At 47.9% G+C, this 16,715-nt stretch carries 16 protein-coding genes and 1 riboswitch; of the genes, 7 read left to right on the top strand and 9 right to left on the bottom strand.

Features of this window, described 5'->3' with window-relative positions; genetic code table 11:
* The first annotated feature begins 55 nt into the window (after positions 1 to 55).
* Positions 56 to 2,257 (top strand): YgiQ family radical SAM protein, encoded by a 2,202-nt coding sequence (locus GV64_RS16980; RefSeq protein ID WP_020583736.1) that lies wholly within the window; start codon positions 56 to 58, stop codon positions 2,255 to 2,257.
* 221 nt (positions 2,258 to 2,478) lie between these two features.
* On the opposite strand, the gene GV64_RS16975 is transcribed toward GV64_RS16980, so the two are convergent.
* Both GV64_RS16975 and GV64_RS16970 read right to left on the bottom strand, forming a co-directional pair.
* The gene (locus GV64_RS16975; RefSeq protein WP_020583737.1) at positions 2,479 to 2,814 is read right to left on the bottom strand and encodes a hypothetical protein; all 336 of its coding nucleotides are present in this window, start codon (positions 2,812 to 2,814) and stop codon (positions 2,479 to 2,481) included.
* A gap of 27 nt (positions 2,815 to 2,841) precedes the next feature.
* The gene (locus tag GV64_RS16970; RefSeq protein WP_020583738.1) at positions 2,842 to 3,198 is read right to left on the bottom strand and encodes a hypothetical protein; all 357 of its coding nucleotides are present in this window, start codon (positions 3,196 to 3,198) and stop codon (positions 2,842 to 2,844) included.
* 168 nt (positions 3,199 to 3,366) lie between these two features.
* Between GV64_RS16970 and GV64_RS16965 the strand changes: the two genes are divergently transcribed.
* Positions 3,367 to 3,876: a hypothetical protein gene (locus tag GV64_RS16965; RefSeq protein WP_020583739.1), complete on the top strand. Its 510-nt coding sequence runs from the start codon at positions 3,367 to 3,369 to the stop codon at positions 3,874 to 3,876.
* On the opposite strand, the gene GV64_RS16960 is transcribed toward GV64_RS16965, so the two are convergent.
* Positions 3,853 to 6,267: an ATP-dependent helicase gene (locus tag GV64_RS16960; protein WP_020583740.1), complete on the bottom strand. Its 2,415-nt coding sequence runs from the start codon at positions 6,265 to 6,267 to the stop codon at positions 3,853 to 3,855. The genes GV64_RS16965 and GV64_RS16960 overlap by 24 nt on opposite strands.
* A gap of 170 nt (positions 6,268 to 6,437) precedes the next feature.
* Between GV64_RS16960 and GV64_RS16955 the strand changes: the two genes are divergently transcribed.
* Positions 6,438 to 7,025, top strand: coding sequence for a thymidine kinase (locus GV64_RS16955; protein ID WP_020583741.1), 588 nt, complete (start codon positions 6,438 to 6,440; stop codon positions 7,023 to 7,025).
* A 280-nt stretch (positions 7,026 to 7,305) separates the two neighbouring features.
* On the opposite strand, the gene GV64_RS16950 is transcribed toward GV64_RS16955, so the two are convergent.
* On the bottom strand, positions 7,306 to 7,911 hold the full coding sequence (locus GV64_RS16950; RefSeq protein ID WP_020583742.1) for a MarC family protein: 606 nt from the start codon (positions 7,909 to 7,911) through the stop codon (positions 7,306 to 7,308).
* 378 nt (positions 7,912 to 8,289) lie between these two features.
* Here GV64_RS16950 and GV64_RS16945 point away from each other — a divergent pair, with 378 nt between their 5' ends.
* From GV64_RS16945 to GV64_RS16930, 4 genes are all read left to right on the top strand, one after another.
* Positions 8,290 to 9,009, top strand: a complete 720-nt coding sequence (locus GV64_RS16945; RefSeq protein ID WP_020583743.1) for a sulfite exporter TauE/SafE family protein — start codon at positions 8,290 to 8,292, stop codon at positions 9,007 to 9,009.
* A gap of 45 nt (positions 9,010 to 9,054) precedes the next feature.
* Positions 9,055 to 9,130: riboswitch (SAM riboswitch) on the top strand.
* 203 nt (positions 9,131 to 9,333) lie between these two features.
* A complete protein-coding gene (locus GV64_RS16940) occupies positions 9,334 to 10,365 on the top strand; it encodes a methionine ABC transporter ATP-binding protein (RefSeq protein WP_020583744.1) in 1,032 nt (343 codons plus the stop codon).
* On the top strand, positions 10,355 to 11,011 hold the full coding sequence (locus tag GV64_RS16935; protein WP_020583745.1) for a methionine ABC transporter permease: 657 nt from the start codon (positions 10,355 to 10,357) through the stop codon (positions 11,009 to 11,011). The genes GV64_RS16940 and GV64_RS16935 overlap by 11 nt, the downstream gene beginning before the upstream one ends.
* Positions 11,012 to 11,116: 105 nt before the next feature.
* Positions 11,117 to 11,941, top strand: a complete 825-nt coding sequence (locus tag GV64_RS16930; protein WP_020583746.1) for a MetQ/NlpA family ABC transporter substrate-binding protein — start codon at positions 11,117 to 11,119, stop codon at positions 11,939 to 11,941.
* Between the two features lie 42 nt (positions 11,942 to 11,983).
* Here GV64_RS16930 and GV64_RS16925 read toward each other — a convergent pair whose 3' ends face one another.
* The 5 genes from GV64_RS16925 to GV64_RS16905 all read right to left on the bottom strand — a co-directional run bounded on the left by GV64_RS16925 (position 11,984) and on the right by GV64_RS16905 (position 16,642).
* Positions 11,984 to 12,493 (bottom strand): hypothetical protein, encoded by a 510-nt coding sequence (locus GV64_RS16925; protein WP_152554102.1) that lies wholly within the window; start codon positions 12,491 to 12,493, stop codon positions 11,984 to 11,986.
* The gene (locus tag GV64_RS16920) at positions 12,430 to 13,131 is read right to left on the bottom strand and encodes a hypothetical protein (RefSeq protein WP_020583748.1); all 702 of its coding nucleotides are present in this window, start codon (positions 13,129 to 13,131) and stop codon (positions 12,430 to 12,432) included. The genes GV64_RS16925 and GV64_RS16920 overlap by 64 nt, the downstream gene beginning before the upstream one ends.
* 181 nt (positions 13,132 to 13,312) lie before the next feature.
* Positions 13,313 to 14,029 (bottom strand): hypothetical protein, encoded by a 717-nt coding sequence (locus tag GV64_RS16915; RefSeq protein WP_020583749.1) that lies wholly within the window; start codon positions 14,027 to 14,029, stop codon positions 13,313 to 13,315.
* Positions 14,030 to 14,234: 205 nt separating this feature from the next.
* Complete coding sequence (locus GV64_RS16910) at positions 14,235 to 15,368, bottom strand: glycerate kinase (protein WP_020583750.1); 1,134 nt, start codon at positions 15,366 to 15,368, stop codon at positions 14,235 to 14,237.
* 11 nt (positions 15,369 to 15,379) lie between these two features.
* On the bottom strand, positions 15,380 to 16,642 hold the full coding sequence (locus GV64_RS16905; RefSeq protein ID WP_026258428.1) for a GntP family permease: 1,263 nt from the start codon (positions 16,640 to 16,642) through the stop codon (positions 15,380 to 15,382).
* Positions 16,643 to 16,715 lie beyond the last annotated feature (73 nt).

Genomic DNA, 16,715 nt, shown 5'->3' with positions numbered 1-16,715 from the left:
TGATCGCCGATTTCTGTGAGAATAGCGGGTTTTTAATCACTGCACTGAATAATCCATGCCAACACCAAAAACTGCCCCTGACCTGTTTTCATACCCCAAGTACTGGGCAGAATGTTATGGCACAGCCCCTTACCTTCCCATGTCCCGTCAGGAAATGGATGATCTGGGCTGGGATTCCTGCGACATCATTATTGTTACTGGTGATGCTTATGTGGACCATCCCAGCTTTGGTATGGCTGTTATTGGCCGCTTTCTCGAATCTCAGGGTTTTCGTGTAGGGATCATTGCCCAGCCGGACTGGAGCAATGCGGAAGACTTCAAACGTCTGGGTAAACCCAACCTGTTTTTTGGGGTTACCGGCGGCAATATGGATTCCATGATCAACCGGTATACGGCTGATTTGAAAGTTCGTAATGACGATGCTTATACACCCCATGCGGAACCCGGCAAGCGGCCGGATCGTTCGGTGATTGTTTATAGCCAGCGTTGCAAAGAGGCGTACAGTGAGGTTCCGGTTATTCTGGGGGGGATTGAAGCCAGTCTTCGCCGTATTGCTCAGTATGATTACTGGAGTGATGAGGTTCGACGTTCAGTTCTTGTGGATGCAACCGCAGAAATTTTGCTGTACGGAAATGCAGAAAGGGCCATGGCAGAAGTGGCCGACCGGTTAGCTGCCGGGGTTAATATTCGAGATATCCATGATGTTCGCGGTACCGTGGTTGTGAAGCCGCAGGTGCCTGGTGGTTGGACAGAAATCGACTCTTCCCGAATCGATTGGCCACGGGATATCAGTTCTCTGCAGGAAGCATTTGGATCCAGCCCTTACGACTATAAAGAAGAAGAAAGCTGTCAAACCGAAGAGAGTTCATCCATTAATGAGGTTCAGCCGGTGCGGATTATTCCGATGCCACTGCATCGTGAAGAAAAGCTGAACCCTGAAACGACCTGTATACGACTGCCTTCGTTTGAAAAAGTGCGCAATGACCCGTCACTTTATGCCCATGCTTCGAGAGTGTTGCATCAGGAGTCCAATCCGCACAATGCCAGGGTATTGGTACAGAAGCACGGCAATCGTGAACTCTGGGTCAATCCGCCACCAATCCCGCTGGAAACACCTGAGATTGATGGTGTCTTTGGTCTGTTCTATCAGCGCCGACCACATCCGTCTTATGGTAATGCTAAAATTCCGGCTTACGACATGATTAAAACCTCCGTGAACATTATGCGTGGGTGTTTTGGTGGTTGTAGTTTCTGCTCTATCACTGAGCACGAAGGGCGAGTGATCCAGAGTCGTTCACACGAGTCAGTGCTGGCAGAGCTGGAAGATATTCGTGAGAAAGTGCCGGGCTTTACTGGTCAGATTTCTGACCTGGGTGGTCCAACCGCGAATATGTATCACCTGAATTGTAAGGATGATCAGATTCAGGCCAGTTGCCGTCGACTCTCTTGTGTTTTTCCGGGTATCTGCAAAAACCTGAAAACCTCACACAAGCAGACCACTGAACTCTATCGCAAAGCACGGGCGTTGCCGGGTATCAAGAAAATCGCCATCGCCTCTGGCCTTCGTTATGACTTGGCAGTAGAAGATCCTGAGTATGTGGAAGAGCTGGTGACTCACCATGTGGGTGGCTATCTGAAGATCGCACCGGAACATACTGAGAAAGGCACCCTGGACCTGATGATGAAGCCGGGTATGGGGACTTATGATGCGTTTAAAAAGATGTTTGAGCACTTCTCTCAGAAGGCGGGTAAAAAACAGTATCTGATTCCTTACTTTATTGCGGCTCATCCCGGCTGCGAAGATGAAGATATGTTGAACCTTTCTTTATGGCTGAAGAAAAACAAGTTCCGTGTGGATCAGGTACAGACCTTCTATCCATCGCCTATGTCGCTGGCGACGGCCATGTACCATGCTGAGAAAAATCCGCTGAAACGGATCAGCTATAAAAGTCCTCGTCTTTACACGCCAAGAACGCTTGATCAGCGTCGTTTACAGAAGGCTTTTCTCCGTTACCATGATGCGAAAAACTGGCCCTTCTTGCGTCAGGCTCTACGGGATATGAATCGCTCTGACCTTATTGGCGCTGGTAAGCATCAACTGGTGCCGGAAGAAGAGCAGAAAGGGCAGAGACGATCTGGCCAGCGGGTAAAGACACCTGGTACTTTTCAAAAAGCACGAGGCGGACAATGGGATAATCGTTCAGCCAGCAAGTCAAAAAGCACGTCCAGCCGACAGAAAAAAGGGCGTCGTAAGTAGATAACGTCTTATGTCTTGGGGCTATGGATCAATGGCACTGACTTAAGAGGAAAAGTCATGCTAGTAAGTAGGCTTTAAGGCATTCAAGAGTTTGAACCACGAAGAGCACAAAGGAAAAGAAAAGCTCTTCATCGTGATCTTTGTGGTTCCAATTCAAATCCCTCAATCTGTATCAATCCCCATGTTTACGGGGCTTTTCAGCTTAAGTCAGTGTCATTGGACTATGGATAGACTCCATCAGGAGGCACTACAGGCCCAAGGCCGATTCGACATTTATTAAATCCTTCCTGCCAGCCAGTGCGGTATTCTTCATAGGTCCCTGGCAGGGAGGGGGCCTGTTCCCAGCCTGCTTGAGGCAGGCCTTCATTTCTTTCTGCGGCACTGCAGCCCATATATTGGCCATAAGTACGCATATTGGTATACAGCGTATTATCCTGGGTGATGTCTGGAGGAGGAGGCATACTTTTCTGTGGCGATGTCTGTTTATTGATCTCAGAACAGGCAAGAAGTATCGGTATCATCAGAGAAAATGATGCCCATCTCATTAATGGAAACATAAGAGACTCCAAAATAAAGAATGAAACTCAAGGGTAAAGGTCTCCCGGGGGGACCACTGGACCTCCCGAAGTTTCTTCGGGGCCCAGACTTGTCCGACATTTCCTGAACCCTGCTTCCCAGCCACTGAGGTACTCTTCATAGGTGCCTGGTAGTGAGGGGGCCATAACCCAGCCGTCCTGAGGTCCACCAAGGTTTTTTACTCCGGCACTGCACCCCATGTACTTACCATAGGCCGTCATATTTGTATAAAGGGTGTTTTCCTGAAGCGTGTCGGGAGGGACGGGATGAATTTCCCGGGAGGGCTCTTGATGATCAAGTACCGAACAGGCTGAGAGCAGCAGAAAGGATAGAAAAAATAATCCCACCTTCACTATGTAAAACATCGGGAACTCCATCGGAAGAGTGAAACCATCATCAGTATAATTTAATTTTGGGAGTCAATTTGCGCAGGATAATCACGGTCGCCTCCATTTGATCAGAATCAGTAATTAACACAGGTCGTAGATTTACGGACTAGTATTACCGGCTTTCCTGAAAACAAGGGAGCCATCATGGCCAGTCAGGTATTTCGTCTTTTTTTGTCTATTGCTCTCTGTGCATCATCCTGTATTGGCTACTGTCAGGGACTGTTGCCAGTAAAACTTGAGGGCGAGGTTTTTCTATTTCAGGACGGCGGTGTGAAGTTATCTGACAGCTCTGATGCAGGCTCTCAATTTCTGATGCACTTTGGGCGCAGTGGCTACGTCTATCAGGTTATTGGCTCAGAGCAGGTGTTGCAGGGAAAGTACCGGTATATCAGGAAACTCGCGAAAAATGGTATTGAAGTAGGCTTACTGGCCAGTGAAGAGGTGTTTGAAGGCGGTGAAGTTTCTTATGAAATGGTACTTATGCCGGATGATGAGTCGGTGGGAATGTACTTGTTTAAGCAGAATGTGGGCCCGCTCACACATGAGTCTAGACTGAATGCCGGACGATTTACGCGGGTAACCAGACTTTTTGAAGTCGGCTTGAAGAGGCGTTGTGGCAGTCTAAGTGATTCAGGCCGTGAGGACCCTGAATAGATGACGAACTTCTTCAATTTTGGCAAAACGTTTAACGCCGTGCTGACGACTGTCAAAACGGATAGAGAAATTGCTGTCATTGACTTCAATCACTTCACCACGGCCAAAGATGGCGTGATCAATAATAGCCCTGAGTTGCCAGGGGCCATCGCTGCATACCCCTTGGGTCGGGCTGTTGATTTGTTTGTTGTTGGAGGCAATAGAGGCGTGATTGGACGTTTTAATGATGGGTGCCTTCTTTAGCCTTGTGACCAGTGATGGGCGAGCAGAACAGACGTAGCGATTTGATACAGGTGTTAGCCCCGTTTTTTCGATGGCTTCGGCCAGTGCATCATTAGACTCTTCATGGAGCAGGTTACCAAGGGAAAGTACGTGCGGGAGGTTCATTTCCAGTACAAAGGGGCTGATATTGTCCTGAGTTTTTTTCCCTCTCATAGCGCTGCTGCCAGCCAGGTCTCCTTCAGCTGTAAACAGGTGTAACTGCTGTTTTGCCCGCGTCATGGCTACATAGAGCAGGCGACGCTCTGATTCAATGGCATTGCTGCTCTTTACAGGAGAGAGAGTAGCGAGTTCGTCTTCCCGCAGGAAGGGCCAGTATTGGCGGGTTAAACCAGGTAACAGCACAACTGGCCACTCAAGTCCTTTGGCGCGATGGCATGAGCTGAGAGTGATACCATTTCTGGAACGCTGTCGTTGAGCTTTCTGTTTTTTTCGCTTTTCAATCAGATCGTATATATGGTTGCAACAGCTGGGTGTGTCTTCGTTAAGCTGCTTCAGAAAGCGGTGGAAGCCTTTTATTGCCAGAATCTGTTCATCGGTTCTCTGCTCATTAAGGCTCATGGATCTGAGGCTGTCGTATACCTCTGACTGTTGGATATAGGCAGCAATCAGTGTATGGGCTTTTTGTTGAAGTCCATTTTGCTCGAGCCGTGTAAACAGCTCTGCCCGGGCTATTAGTTTGCCTGCCTGAAAATCGCTGATGTCTTTTAATTCAGGCGCCAGTTTTTCCAGGGCCTTGCCAAATTGATGACTATTTCCCTTGAGCTGTTGGCATAGCCAGTCAATATGATGATGTTTCAGGCCAATGTGTGGCAGAGTTAATAGTCTGGTGAGCTTGTGGTATCGGATATCGGGCTCCAGTTCTGCCAGGCCGCCGCTGGCCATCACCATTGCATCGATCAGTGCTTCAATTTCCGGGCGCTGGAAGAGGGAAGGGCCATCGCTGGTGTAGGGGATGCCCATTTCCAGAAGGTTCAATTCAATAGGCACGGCCTGAGCCCAGACCCTCACCAGAATAGCAATGGATTCTGGTGGTGTGCCGGATGCAAGGTATTCCGTCAGTGACTCAACCACAAAGCGACTGTCGTCAGATCCTGGCTGGCTGATACGAATCAGAGAGGGCGAGTTTTCCGGATGGGCAATACAGAGCACATTTTTACGGGATCGGTTCTGGCTGATTAAATGGCTGGCAGCCAGGGCAATGCTGTGACCATAGCGAAAGGTGTGGGGCATGCTGAGTTCTTTTACTTCACCGGTGTCACCGTAATCCTGCTGAAAGTGGTTCAGAATATTGCCGATATTCGCACCGGCAAACTCGTAGATGGTCTGGTCCGGATCTCCCACGGCCACCATTCGGGCCCGCTGTCCTGCAATCAGCTGAGTAAAACGGTGTTGAAGGGTCGATGTGTCCTGATACTCATCCACAATGATAAAGTCCATTTTGTTTTCAACTCTGGGAATCAGCTGTGGATTTTCAAGAATCAGTTTGACCGGATCGTACAGCATGTCCGTAAACGTGATGGACTGTTGCTGATGACGCCACTGTTCAAACTGTTTGAACAGTTTAATAAAAAAGCGGTAGTCGTCAGTATAGCCCGTTTGTTCAAACCACTGTTCCGGGCTGGTTAAATGAGCCTTCACGGACTCTATAAAGCTGATGACTGTTTCGATCTGACGGGCAGCATCTGAGCGAATACGGTCTTTAATGGCTTCTGGTGCGAGCTTCAGGATCAGGGTTCTGACCTGTAATTCAACCACTTTTTCCGAAAGCGGTTGCTTGCTGTAAGGTTCACGAACTCCCCAGCCTTCCAGTGTTCTGAGCAGTTTCAAGCCCGTTGCATGATAGGTACGTATTTCTGGCAGTAACAGCTGGTCTTGATTCAGAGCGTCTGTCTCACTGGCGATTAGGGTACGAAGCTTCTTCGAAAAATCAATTTGCGCCGCTTTGTTGAACATCATCACCATCACTCGCCGTGGGTCTGCCCCTTTCTGGAGTAGATTGCTCACCAGCTGTGCCAGGGTGGATGTTTTGCCGGAGCCCGCTACGGCAATGCACAGAGCATGATCTTTATCATGATTGGCAACAGCTTGCTGGTGTGGTGTCAGTTTCATTCAGTACGCGCAAAGGTTGGAAGCAGAGAAGGCTAGCAAAAAAACGAGGGCTGACATAGCCGGTAAAAACCAGTGGTAAGCATTTTTACAAAATGGTGTGCGGTAATTTCGGTGGAGATAAAGCGACAATGACGGAATAATTAAACCATCAATCTCAGGATCAACGTGTAATGGCCTCCCTTTATTTTTATTTTTCTTCCATGGACTCGGGCAAGAGTACTTACCTTCTGCAATCGGCTCATAATTATGAGAGTGCGGGTAAAAGGGTGCTGCTCCTGGCCCCGGTGATTGATGATCGCTTTGGTGTGGGGAAAATTACTTCAAGGATTGGTTTGCAAAGCGAAGCGGTAGCCATTACCCAGCAGGATGACCTGAAGCAGCAAATTGCCAGAGAATACAGCGAAGAATATATTGCCTGTGTCATGGTGGACGAAGCACAGTTCCTGACACCGGAACAAGTATGGCAACTTTCCGACGTGGTGGATGTTCTGGGCATTCCGGTGCTTTGTTTTGGGCTTCGTACTGATGCTTTTGGCAAGGCGTTTGCTGGCAGTGAAGTTCTGCTCAGTATTGCTGATGAGCTAACGGAGCTGAAGAGCATCTGTAAATGCTGTGAGAAAAAAGCCAATATGCAGCTTCGTCTTGATGGTGAAGGCAATCCTGTTAAAAGTGGCAGTCAGGTGCAGATAGGTGGTAACGACAGCTATCTGTCGGTTTGTAGAAAACATTATAAGTCGATGATGGGCCTGGAGAGCTAGAAAGATAGATCGCAGCAGGGTATGGAGCTTCTTTTTTGAAACCACTATACCCGTTGCCTTTCAAGTTGCTACTTTTGTTGGCTGGCATTCGCTAGCTGGAACGCAGCTCAGCCCTGTTACCGGCTATTTCAAGACTCCCGGAGCTTCACTTGCTTGCTGCTGCGTAGCAACTTGAAAACCTTTGGATATAAGCTCATTAAGAGCCCGAAGAAGTACTTCTCTTTTACTTTGTACTCTTGGTAGGTTTCTGGTTCAATCCTGACAGGGAGTTGCTGAATGTCTAGCTCATCCAGCGCTGAACCCCAAGGGCTGTCATAACCAGCTCGACAGACAGTGCGGCCAGTATCATTCCCATAACCCGTATGATGATTGCCGAGCCATTATGTCCGATAACCCGGAAAATCCGGTCCGCAATGAGCATGAGCCCGCAGGTAATCAGCAGGACAGAAGTCATGGCTCCTGCGGTCATGGCTTGTTGAGTGAAGGTCTTCATATTATTGTCTGTAAGCACAATCACAGCCATGATCGCTCCGGGACTGGCAATCGAAGGAACTGCCAGAGGAAATACTGCCAACTGATGGCCTGGTTCCCGTGAACCAGTCCCTTCTTCAGGGTCGGAAAAGATCATCTGTAGACCAAAAAGGAAAAGGATGATGCCTCCGGCTAGTTGTAGGGATATCAGCTGGATACTCATCGCCTTTAAAATAATCTGCCCGAGAACCAGGGCCGACAGGAGGATAACAAAAGCGTAAGTCGTTGCTTTCAGGGCCACCTTACGCTTTTGTGATTTTGATAATCGGGCTGTGAGTCCTGTGAACAATGCCAGAGTACCTACCGGATCAATGGTAGACCAAAGCATAATGAAATCTTTGAAGAAGAGCTCCATAATAATACCTGCCCATGCTGGTTATGGGTGTTAGGGACATGTGGGATGAAGTCTGGCAGCCATTCATGTAGAGAAAAAATATGAATGGTAGAAAACTGCGAAAATACCTGACGACATCTGTTCTTTATTTCATGGCACCTTTTTATGAGAAAAACTGAAAAGTAAAAGCCATGACTGATTAAAAATATTCCTTCCTCTTTTATTAAATAAGACAAATGTCGGTTGTCCAGTTATTAAGCACTCTGCAGGCAAAAAAATTACCAGTACGTATGTTTTAGCTGACAGTATCTCTATATAATTTATCCTTCTTTTTTTATTCGAAAAAATAATATAGCAGAGATTTGAGTGACTTCTGAAGTCTTTGCTGGATGTACTTTCATGGAACTGTCACTTCTGCAGATGATTGCTGCAATGGGTGTTGTTGGCCTGGGGGCTATTGTTCAGGGAACCATAGGCTTTGGTATGGCAGTGGTTGCTGCACCCTTTCTCTATCAAATTGATCCCGTCCTGGTTCCGGGACCGCTGATTTTTTCCGGTATGGCGATCGGCGCGCTTTCCGCCAGACGTTATGCCAATGAGATAGATGTTTCAATTCTGGGTTATGCCCTGCTGGGTCGGGTGCCCGGATCCATACTCGGCGTGATGATTTTAATGCTGGTCAGTACCCAGCATCTCAGTCTGGTGCTGGGTGGGGCTGTTCTTCTTGCCGTTGTCGGGAGCCTTTTTCCTTATAAGCTGAAAACCTCACCATTCACGTTGTTCAGTGCTGGTTTATGTTCCGGGATGATGGGGACGGCGGCATCAATTGGTGGCCCTCCCATGGCTCTGCTGTTGCAGAATGAAAGTGGTAACCGGATCAGGGCAAACCTGGCCGTATTTTTTGTGGTTGGCAGTTTTATTTCACTGGTTATGCTGGGTATTAATGATCTTTTATCAAAAGAGCAGCTGATCTATGGCCTGTGTCTTTTTCCGGCGGTGTTAACGGGGCACTGGATGGCCAGCAAAGTTGCGGAGAAGGTTGAAAAGGAAAGGATTCGTCAGATAATGCTTGTTCTCTGCAGTATTTCAGGAATAACCGCTATTCTGTCTGCCGTTTGATGTTACTTGGCGGGAGTTGACAGAAATCACTATTTTGGATAGTTTGTACACTCATGCGCTGATTTGACCTTGGCTTGCGGGCGCATTACAAATTCCGCTAAAAGAAGGGTTTCAATAAAGAATTCCTTATGAAACCACTCTGTTAGCAGCAGGGTGGTTTTTTTATGTACATGGATGTACGGTATCGCGGAAACGCAGGAGCGGTTTCCGGGGTATGATTTCCCCCTCCCTGAACTGGAACTATCTGACAAATACTCTATCTGTTTTAACAGATGTTTAGACATTGCTACTCATCATCCAGCGCAGTTGTAGGCAGGAGCTGTAATGATTGAATTGAAAAACCTGACCAAGGTGTTTGCGCCTGGCGGCACTGAGGTCAAGGCCATTGATGGAGTGGACCTCAGTGTGCCTGAAGGTACGATTTATGGTGTTATTGGCTCCAGTGGTGCTGGTAAAAGTACGCTGATCCGCTGTGTCAATCTTCTGGAAAAACCATCCTCCGGTGAGGTATTGGTTGACGGTCAGGATTTGACCCGGCTTTCTGAAAAAGAGTTGCGATTGGCTCGCCATAACATTGGTATGATTTTTCAGCACTTTAACCTGCTTTCCAGCCGAACCGTTTACGACAATATCGCTTTACCTCTGGAGTTGGCAGGTGCCAGTAAACAGGAGATTGAACAGGCGGTTATGCCTTTGCTGGAGCTGACAGGGTTGGGCGATAAAAGGCACAGCTACCCAGCCCAGCTTTCAGGTGGTCAGAAGCAGCGGGTTGCTATCGCCAGAGCTCTGGCCAGTAAACCGAAAGTTCTCCTGTGTGATGAAGCCACTTCGGCTTTGGATCCTCAAACCACACGATCCATTCTTTCATTGCTGAAAGACATTAACCGGCAGTTGAAAATTACAGTTCTGATTATTACCCATGAAATGGATGTGGTGAAAACCATCTGTGACCGTGTGGCAATTATGAGCTTTGGGAAGATTATTGAAGAGAATGAAGTTGAGCAGTTCTTTCTTAATCCTCAAACTGATCTGGCTAAAGAGTTTGTCCGCAGCGCGATTCATGAGAAGCCAATCGCAGAAATTGAAGCACGTTTTCAGCCAGAATCTTCTGACGGTGCCAGGCCTGTCGTACGAATTACTTTTGTTGGGCAGGGCGTTGTCCAGCCGCTGATCACCAAGGCTGCTCGTCAATTTAATACAGACTTTAATATTCTGCAGGCAGATATTGAAACGGTGAATGAAAAGGCCATGGGTTTTTTGATGGTAGAGATTATGGGTGAGCCTGAAGGCATTGACCAGTCTCTACAGTTTCTCAAAGACAATGTCCAGGTAGAGGTGATTGGTTATGTCAGCTGATGCATGGTCGCTGTTGTTTAAGGCTCTGTGGGAAACCCTCTACATGGTGGCGTTTTCTGGCAGTATCTGTTTTCTGCTGGGTATTCCTCTCGGGGTTCTGCTTTATGTCACCCGTGAAGGGCGTATTCTCGAGAACCGGGCTGCCAACATGGTTCTGGGTGGTATTGTGAATGCTGGTCGCTCCATTCCTTTCATTATTCTCATGGTCGCCATCATCCCACTGACAAGGCTACTGACGGGGACTTCTATCGGAACAACCGCAGCGATTGTTCCACTGACGGTAGCCGCTATTCCTTTTGTTGCCCGGATTGCAGAAGGCGCATTGATTGAAGTGCCTTCGGGGTTGGTGGAAGCGGCTCAGTCTATGGGAGCCAGCCCTCTGCAAATCATCACCCGGGTATTGTTGCCAGAAGCCAGGCCGGGATTGATTAACGGTATGACGATTACTCTGGTCACTTTGGTCAGTTATTCTGCCATGGCAGGTGCCATAGGTGGAGGTGGTCTTGGTGACCTGGGAATCCGTTATGGCTACCAGCGGTTTGATGGTGTCATTATGCTGGCCACGGTGGTCGTATTGATTGCGCTTGTTCAGTTATTGCAGATGATCGGTGATCGGCTTCAACAGCATTATGATCGCAGTCACTGAATACAGTTAAAAAATTATTAATAAACTGATTGTTGGGAGTCTATTAGCACTTTTTAAAGCTAAGTACGGTGTTAATAGAGCGTTGATAAAGTCTGGGAGTAATAAATGACTTTTAATATTCTAAAAACGGTAAAAATTCTGGCCAGTTCGGCGGTATTAGCATCAGCAGCGTTGTTGGTTGGTTGTGGTCAGTCTGATGATCCAAATGGCCCTCTAAAGGTGGGGGTGATGGCAGGTCCTGAAGCTGATGTTATGAAAGTGGCCGTGGACATCGCCAAAAAAGACCATAATGTGGATGTGGAACTGATTGAGTTCTCTGACTATGTGTCTCCTAACGTAGCGTTGTCTGATGGCAGTATTGATGCCAATGCATTCCAGCACCGTCCTTATCTGGATAGTATGGTTCGTGACCGTGGCTTTAAACTGGTGGCTGTCGGCAATACCTTTGTTTACCCCATTGCCGCCTATTCCAAAAAGCTGAAAGACATCAGTGAACTGAAAGACGGTGCCAAAATTGCTATTCCTAACGACCCAAGCAATGAAGGCCGTACACTGATTCTTCTGCATCAGCGTGGCTTCATTAAACTGAACGATGTGAATAATCTGGAAGCAACGCCAGCTGATATTGTTGAGAACCCACGCAACTTCCAGTTTATTGAACTGGATGCGGCTCAACTGCCACGTTCTCTGGATGATGTGGATATGGCCTTTATCAATAATACCTATGCGGTACCTGCAGGTTACATTCCAACCCGTGATGCCCTGCTGGTAGAAGATAAAGATTCACCATACGTGAATATCATTGTTACCCGTGAAGATAATAAGGAAGACCCTCGCGTAGTCGCACTGGTTAAGTCTTACCAGACCGACACCGTCGAAGCAAAGGCTGCTGAGCTGTTTAAGGGCAGTTCTGTAGCAGGTTGGAAGTAAATATTTCTAAGGCTGGAAGCTTATTGCTTCCAGCCTGGCTTATTATTTTTTAGTTAGAATACTCTTTACTATGGGTTGGGCTTCATACAAGCTTCTCATCATTTTTCTTTTTTCATTATCCGAGATACTTGGATGACCAGTTCTCATTTGTTCTTGCTGAATTAACTGTGCATTTTTCATGGCCTGACTTATAAGGTAGTTAAATTTTAATACTGCAATCTCAGCTTCACTTTTCCCTTCCTTTCTCGCTTTATCTAAGAAATTATCCTCTTCTGGGTCATTACCAATATCATCCTCAGTTGATGTATCATCACTCTTTTCCATGTGAGTAGAATAGCTGCTGTTTTGTCTCTGGGGGCGTGAACTTTCCACAGGAACTGGTTCAGAGTTGTAAATTATAGTGTCTTCTGAACTTGTAGAGTCTTGTCTTGGAAGTTGTGAGCTGGTTGTTTGCTCTGGCTCATTTTTCATTCTTTTAGTCTTGATTGTCAGCTCGTGGTTTTGATCTGAAAACTGACGTTTATTTTGGTTCTGAGCCGCATGTTTTGCCATGCAGCTCCACGTGAAAGGTTGTGGGAAAGGGGCGTTTTTTTTCCTGAAGTTCTGAAAGCCATAGCGTTGGAAAGCTCAACCCAGAGAGCTAAAAGATATTGTCCATCCTGTTCTGGATTGACTTCGGTTTTTGCCTGCATTGCACTAGCTATTTTTTGCAGAAAATGGAGATGTTCCTGTCCAGAATTCCCAAGTCGTTTTAAAAAGTCTGGTATAGCCTCATGATTCATGATTTTTCTGGCATGTTGTCTAATAAAAGCATCATATTCGAATGCATGACTAAGCAATGAATTGGGAGCAGGTTGTTCAGAATCATTGGCACCTTTAAATAATTCAAGAGTTGTTGATTCAAAGAAAGTAGTCATTACTTCGACCTTTCGTCTGGCTAGGTACTGAGGCGAAGCATCTCGAAATACAAAGTGTTTTCCTGAGGCGTCTATATATGAGTTAGTTCTTTTGTTTGAAATATATTGTTTTGTATATCCGACAATTACGTCCACCTCACGAAAACGGAAAATACGTGCCTTTTCAAGCACAGACTCGACACTTGAAGTTTTATTGGTCGAGAAACTGGCGTAAGTGTGAGGGGCCGTAGATGTATTGTTTACACCTGAATATCCCGATGGTCCGGGCTCCATATCTTTTACTCCATTGGCTTTTTAAAGAAAGTTTTAAAAAGGTTGAGTTGGTTGTTGGATTGATTATCTTCAGCGGGAAGGGGGCATAGGAAAGTATCAAATTAGCTCTTGATATAAGTATTAGCAAGCAGCTCTGACTACTTGCTATGGCAAGCTCTGAAGGTGGTTCTATACGGGGTTATTACCCTTCGACCAGGTGAGTAAACGCGGCTAAAGCCTCCGGATCACCATGCTTGATCTTGTTGGCAATCACATAATGGAAAAAGTAATGGAAATCTTCATGATCCTGGGCGGCAAACAGGCACTCATCGCCCGGTAGTACCGGCGTGTTTTCCACTTTTTTGTCATCGGCCACCATGGCCATCACCCGGCCATCGCTATAAAGGCGCCAGCTGGTTACATGAACCAGAACAATGGTTTTGAACTGGTCTTCCGTGAGTATGGCATGTGTGCCAATAGTGTCCGGAATTTCCTGAACGATTATCGCTTCATCCGTATCTTCTATTGGAGGGTAATAGTTTACGGCATTTTCTAGCTCTGCAACCCTGTGTTCCGGAACTTCAAAAAATGCGTGATCGTGAACTTTGTCAAAATAACCCTCCCAGTGGCCGTTCAGTGGGTCATTGAGTTCTCTTGCCGGGACAACTTTGTTTAACCAGGGGATCAGTGCATCAATGGTTCCATCTTTCATCAGTGCCCAGCAGAGTATTTTCATGCTGAACAATTTGCCGGGGTTGGCATCGTTACTGTAGAGCATTTCCATGCCATCCAGCTCTGGGGCTATACGGATAATCTGGTGTTGATTAACCTCATCCAGAGGTTTGCGGGTGAACATATCGATGACATTGCCATTATCATTGTCATCAGAATTATTTTTATCTTCAGGTTCTTTGGCCATGAACAATCCCGGGTAAAGCTGCTCGAATGAAAAACAGGGGGTTCATAGCTCATATCGGCATTGGGGAATCATCCTGCACTATTTGGATGACTGTTCGGGGAGGGGGCATATTTGAGGAGGAAAGAGAGCTACCACAAATACACAGAGTCACAGAGATAAAGAAGAAGGCTTTGCTCTGTGACTCTGTGGTTAATTTAAAATATTATCAGCGGAGAAGCGTTAAGGTACTGGCCAGATTTCTGGCTGCACGGATCAAATTTTCTTCTCCATTAGCCAGTGCTTCTGATAGTGGTACGGCGCCATGAACAATCGGGAACAGAGCGTCAATTCCACGTTCATAAACGGCTTCGACACCTGAACCTACAGAGCCTGCCAGTGCAATCACAGGAAGGTCAAAATGTTTAGCAATCCGGGCAACCCCCACAGGCGTTTTACCCTGTGCCGTCTGTCCATCAATGCGGCCTTCTCCGGTAATCACCAGATCAGCACCGATGACTTTCTCCGCCAGGTCGACGGCGTCCATTACGATATCAATCCCCGGCTTTAGTTCAGCGCCCAGGAAGGCGAGCAGAGCAGCCCCCATGCCTCCCGCAGCACCTGCCCCAGGCTGTTGCTCAACCTCTTTACCCAGGTCGCGTTTCAGAAGGCTGGCATAGTGTTTCAGTGCCTGGTCCAGCGCTTCAACCATCTCAGGGTTGGCACCTTTCTGAGGGCCAAACACGGCAGAAGCACCATTGGCTCCGGTGAGAGGATTGTCCACATCGCAGGCTGCAATGAATTCAACATGCTTCAGACGCTCATCCATCTGGCTGGTGTCAATGCTACAGAGTTTTGATAATGCTGCACCACCACAGGGCAGCTCTTCTTCATCAGCATCCAGCAGTTTTACGCCCAGTGCCTGCATCATACCGGCACCGCCATCGTTGGTCGCACTGCCACCAATACCGACGATCATGCGCTTGATGCCGTGATCCAAGGCACTGAGAATCAACTCTCCCGTTCCCCTTGTCGTGCTGATCATCGGGTTACGCTGATCCGCAGGTACCAGTTCAATACCTGAAGCCCTGGCCATTTCAATGACGGCGGTTTCACCATCACCCAGCAAGCCGAAGCTGGCCTGAACGGGCTCTCCCATTGGGCCGGTGACCGGTACCTCAATCAGTCTGCCGCCGGTGGCATCAACCAGTGACTGAAGTGTGCCTTCTCCACCGTCGGCAACTGGAACTTTAATGTACTCTGCATCCGGCAGAACCTGCTTCAAACCGGTTTCAATAGCCTGTGCTACCTGGGCTGCAGTAAGGCATTCTTTAAACGAGTCTGGTGCAATAACAATTTTCATGGTCTGTTCCCTCAGAATTGAAGAATGCCATAAATCAGCGTTGAAGTAGCAGCCATGGAGAAGCCGATCAGGGTCTCCCATGGCAGTGCTTTCAGGCGCTCACTGATGCCCATGCCGACACTGCCGCCCGTCGCATGGAAGAAACTGCCGTGAGGCATGTGATCCAGTACTGTTGCACCAGCATGCATCATGGCTGCAGCGCCCAGTGATGGAATGCCCAGGGCAATAATAATGGGGCCAAATACGTTGGAAGCAACGGCTGTGCCAGCAGTTGTCGAAGCGGTTGCCGCTGACATCATCATGCCACTCAATGGCGCCAGCAGGTAGGCAGGCAGGCCGGAGGCTTTAAGGAACTCAACCAGGGAGTTACTGAGCCCGGAGCTGGCAATAATACCGGCAAGCGTTCCGGTACCGATCAGCATAATAGCAACACCACTCATGCGCTGAAGACCTCCCACCGCAAAAGTGTTGATATCACGGATACGTCCCATGGCCAGCGCACCGGCAACACCACCCACCGGCAGGGCGATCAATGGATCAATGGCAATACCGGCAACAGGGCGCAGAGCCAGAAGACCAATAGCGACCAGAGGTGCCGTCAGAGCAGCCAGCAGGGAAGGGTGGTTATTTTGGCTGGTTTCTTCGATTGCCATCTCTTCAGAGATTTTGGTTCCACGGTTTACCAGCATCTTGGCCACAATGTAAGTGACCACCAGACCCACCAAGGCTGGAATAATATTAGCCATCATCACATCAGTGAGTGGCAAATTGAAGGCATCGGATGCGGCAATGGTATTGGGATTAGGCGAGATAATGTTCCCCGCCTTACCGCCACCGACCATAGCGACCAATGCCGATAGAATGGAAATATTAGCGCGTTTGGCAATGGCCAGGGCAATGGGTGCAACCGTAATAACCGCCACATCGACAAAGACGCCAGCAGCAGTCAACAGCATGGTGGCCAGAATCAGAGCAATAACGGCCCTGGCTTCGCCAACTGCATCCACGATTTTTTCGGCGATGACGCCTGCGCCACCGGATTCAATCAAAACACCGGCCAGTACACCGGCTGCGAGAATTCGCAGTACAGAAGGTGTAATGCCCTTTACGCCATTGATCATCAGCGTAACACTGTCGCCCAGGCTGGCCAGACCGATCATGGCACCGAGAAATGCACCAATCATCATGCCATAGGCAGGCGGCACGCGTCGCAGAATAAGTCCTATGGAAATCAGCAGCCCGCTCAGGGCACCCAGGGTGGTGATTTGAATCATTGAATAAACCGGAATGAAGAAGTTTTCAGTGCCGGCTATTATCGGAACAATCGTTTCATCTGTTATCGTGGGA

It is taken from the genome of Endozoicomonas elysicola, from assembly GCF_000710775.1.
In the GTDB taxonomy this organism is placed as follows: domain Bacteria; phylum Pseudomonadota; class Gammaproteobacteria; order Pseudomonadales; family Endozoicomonadaceae; genus Endozoicomonas; species Endozoicomonas elysicola.
This window is presented reverse-complemented; position numbering and strand designations above follow the sequence as displayed.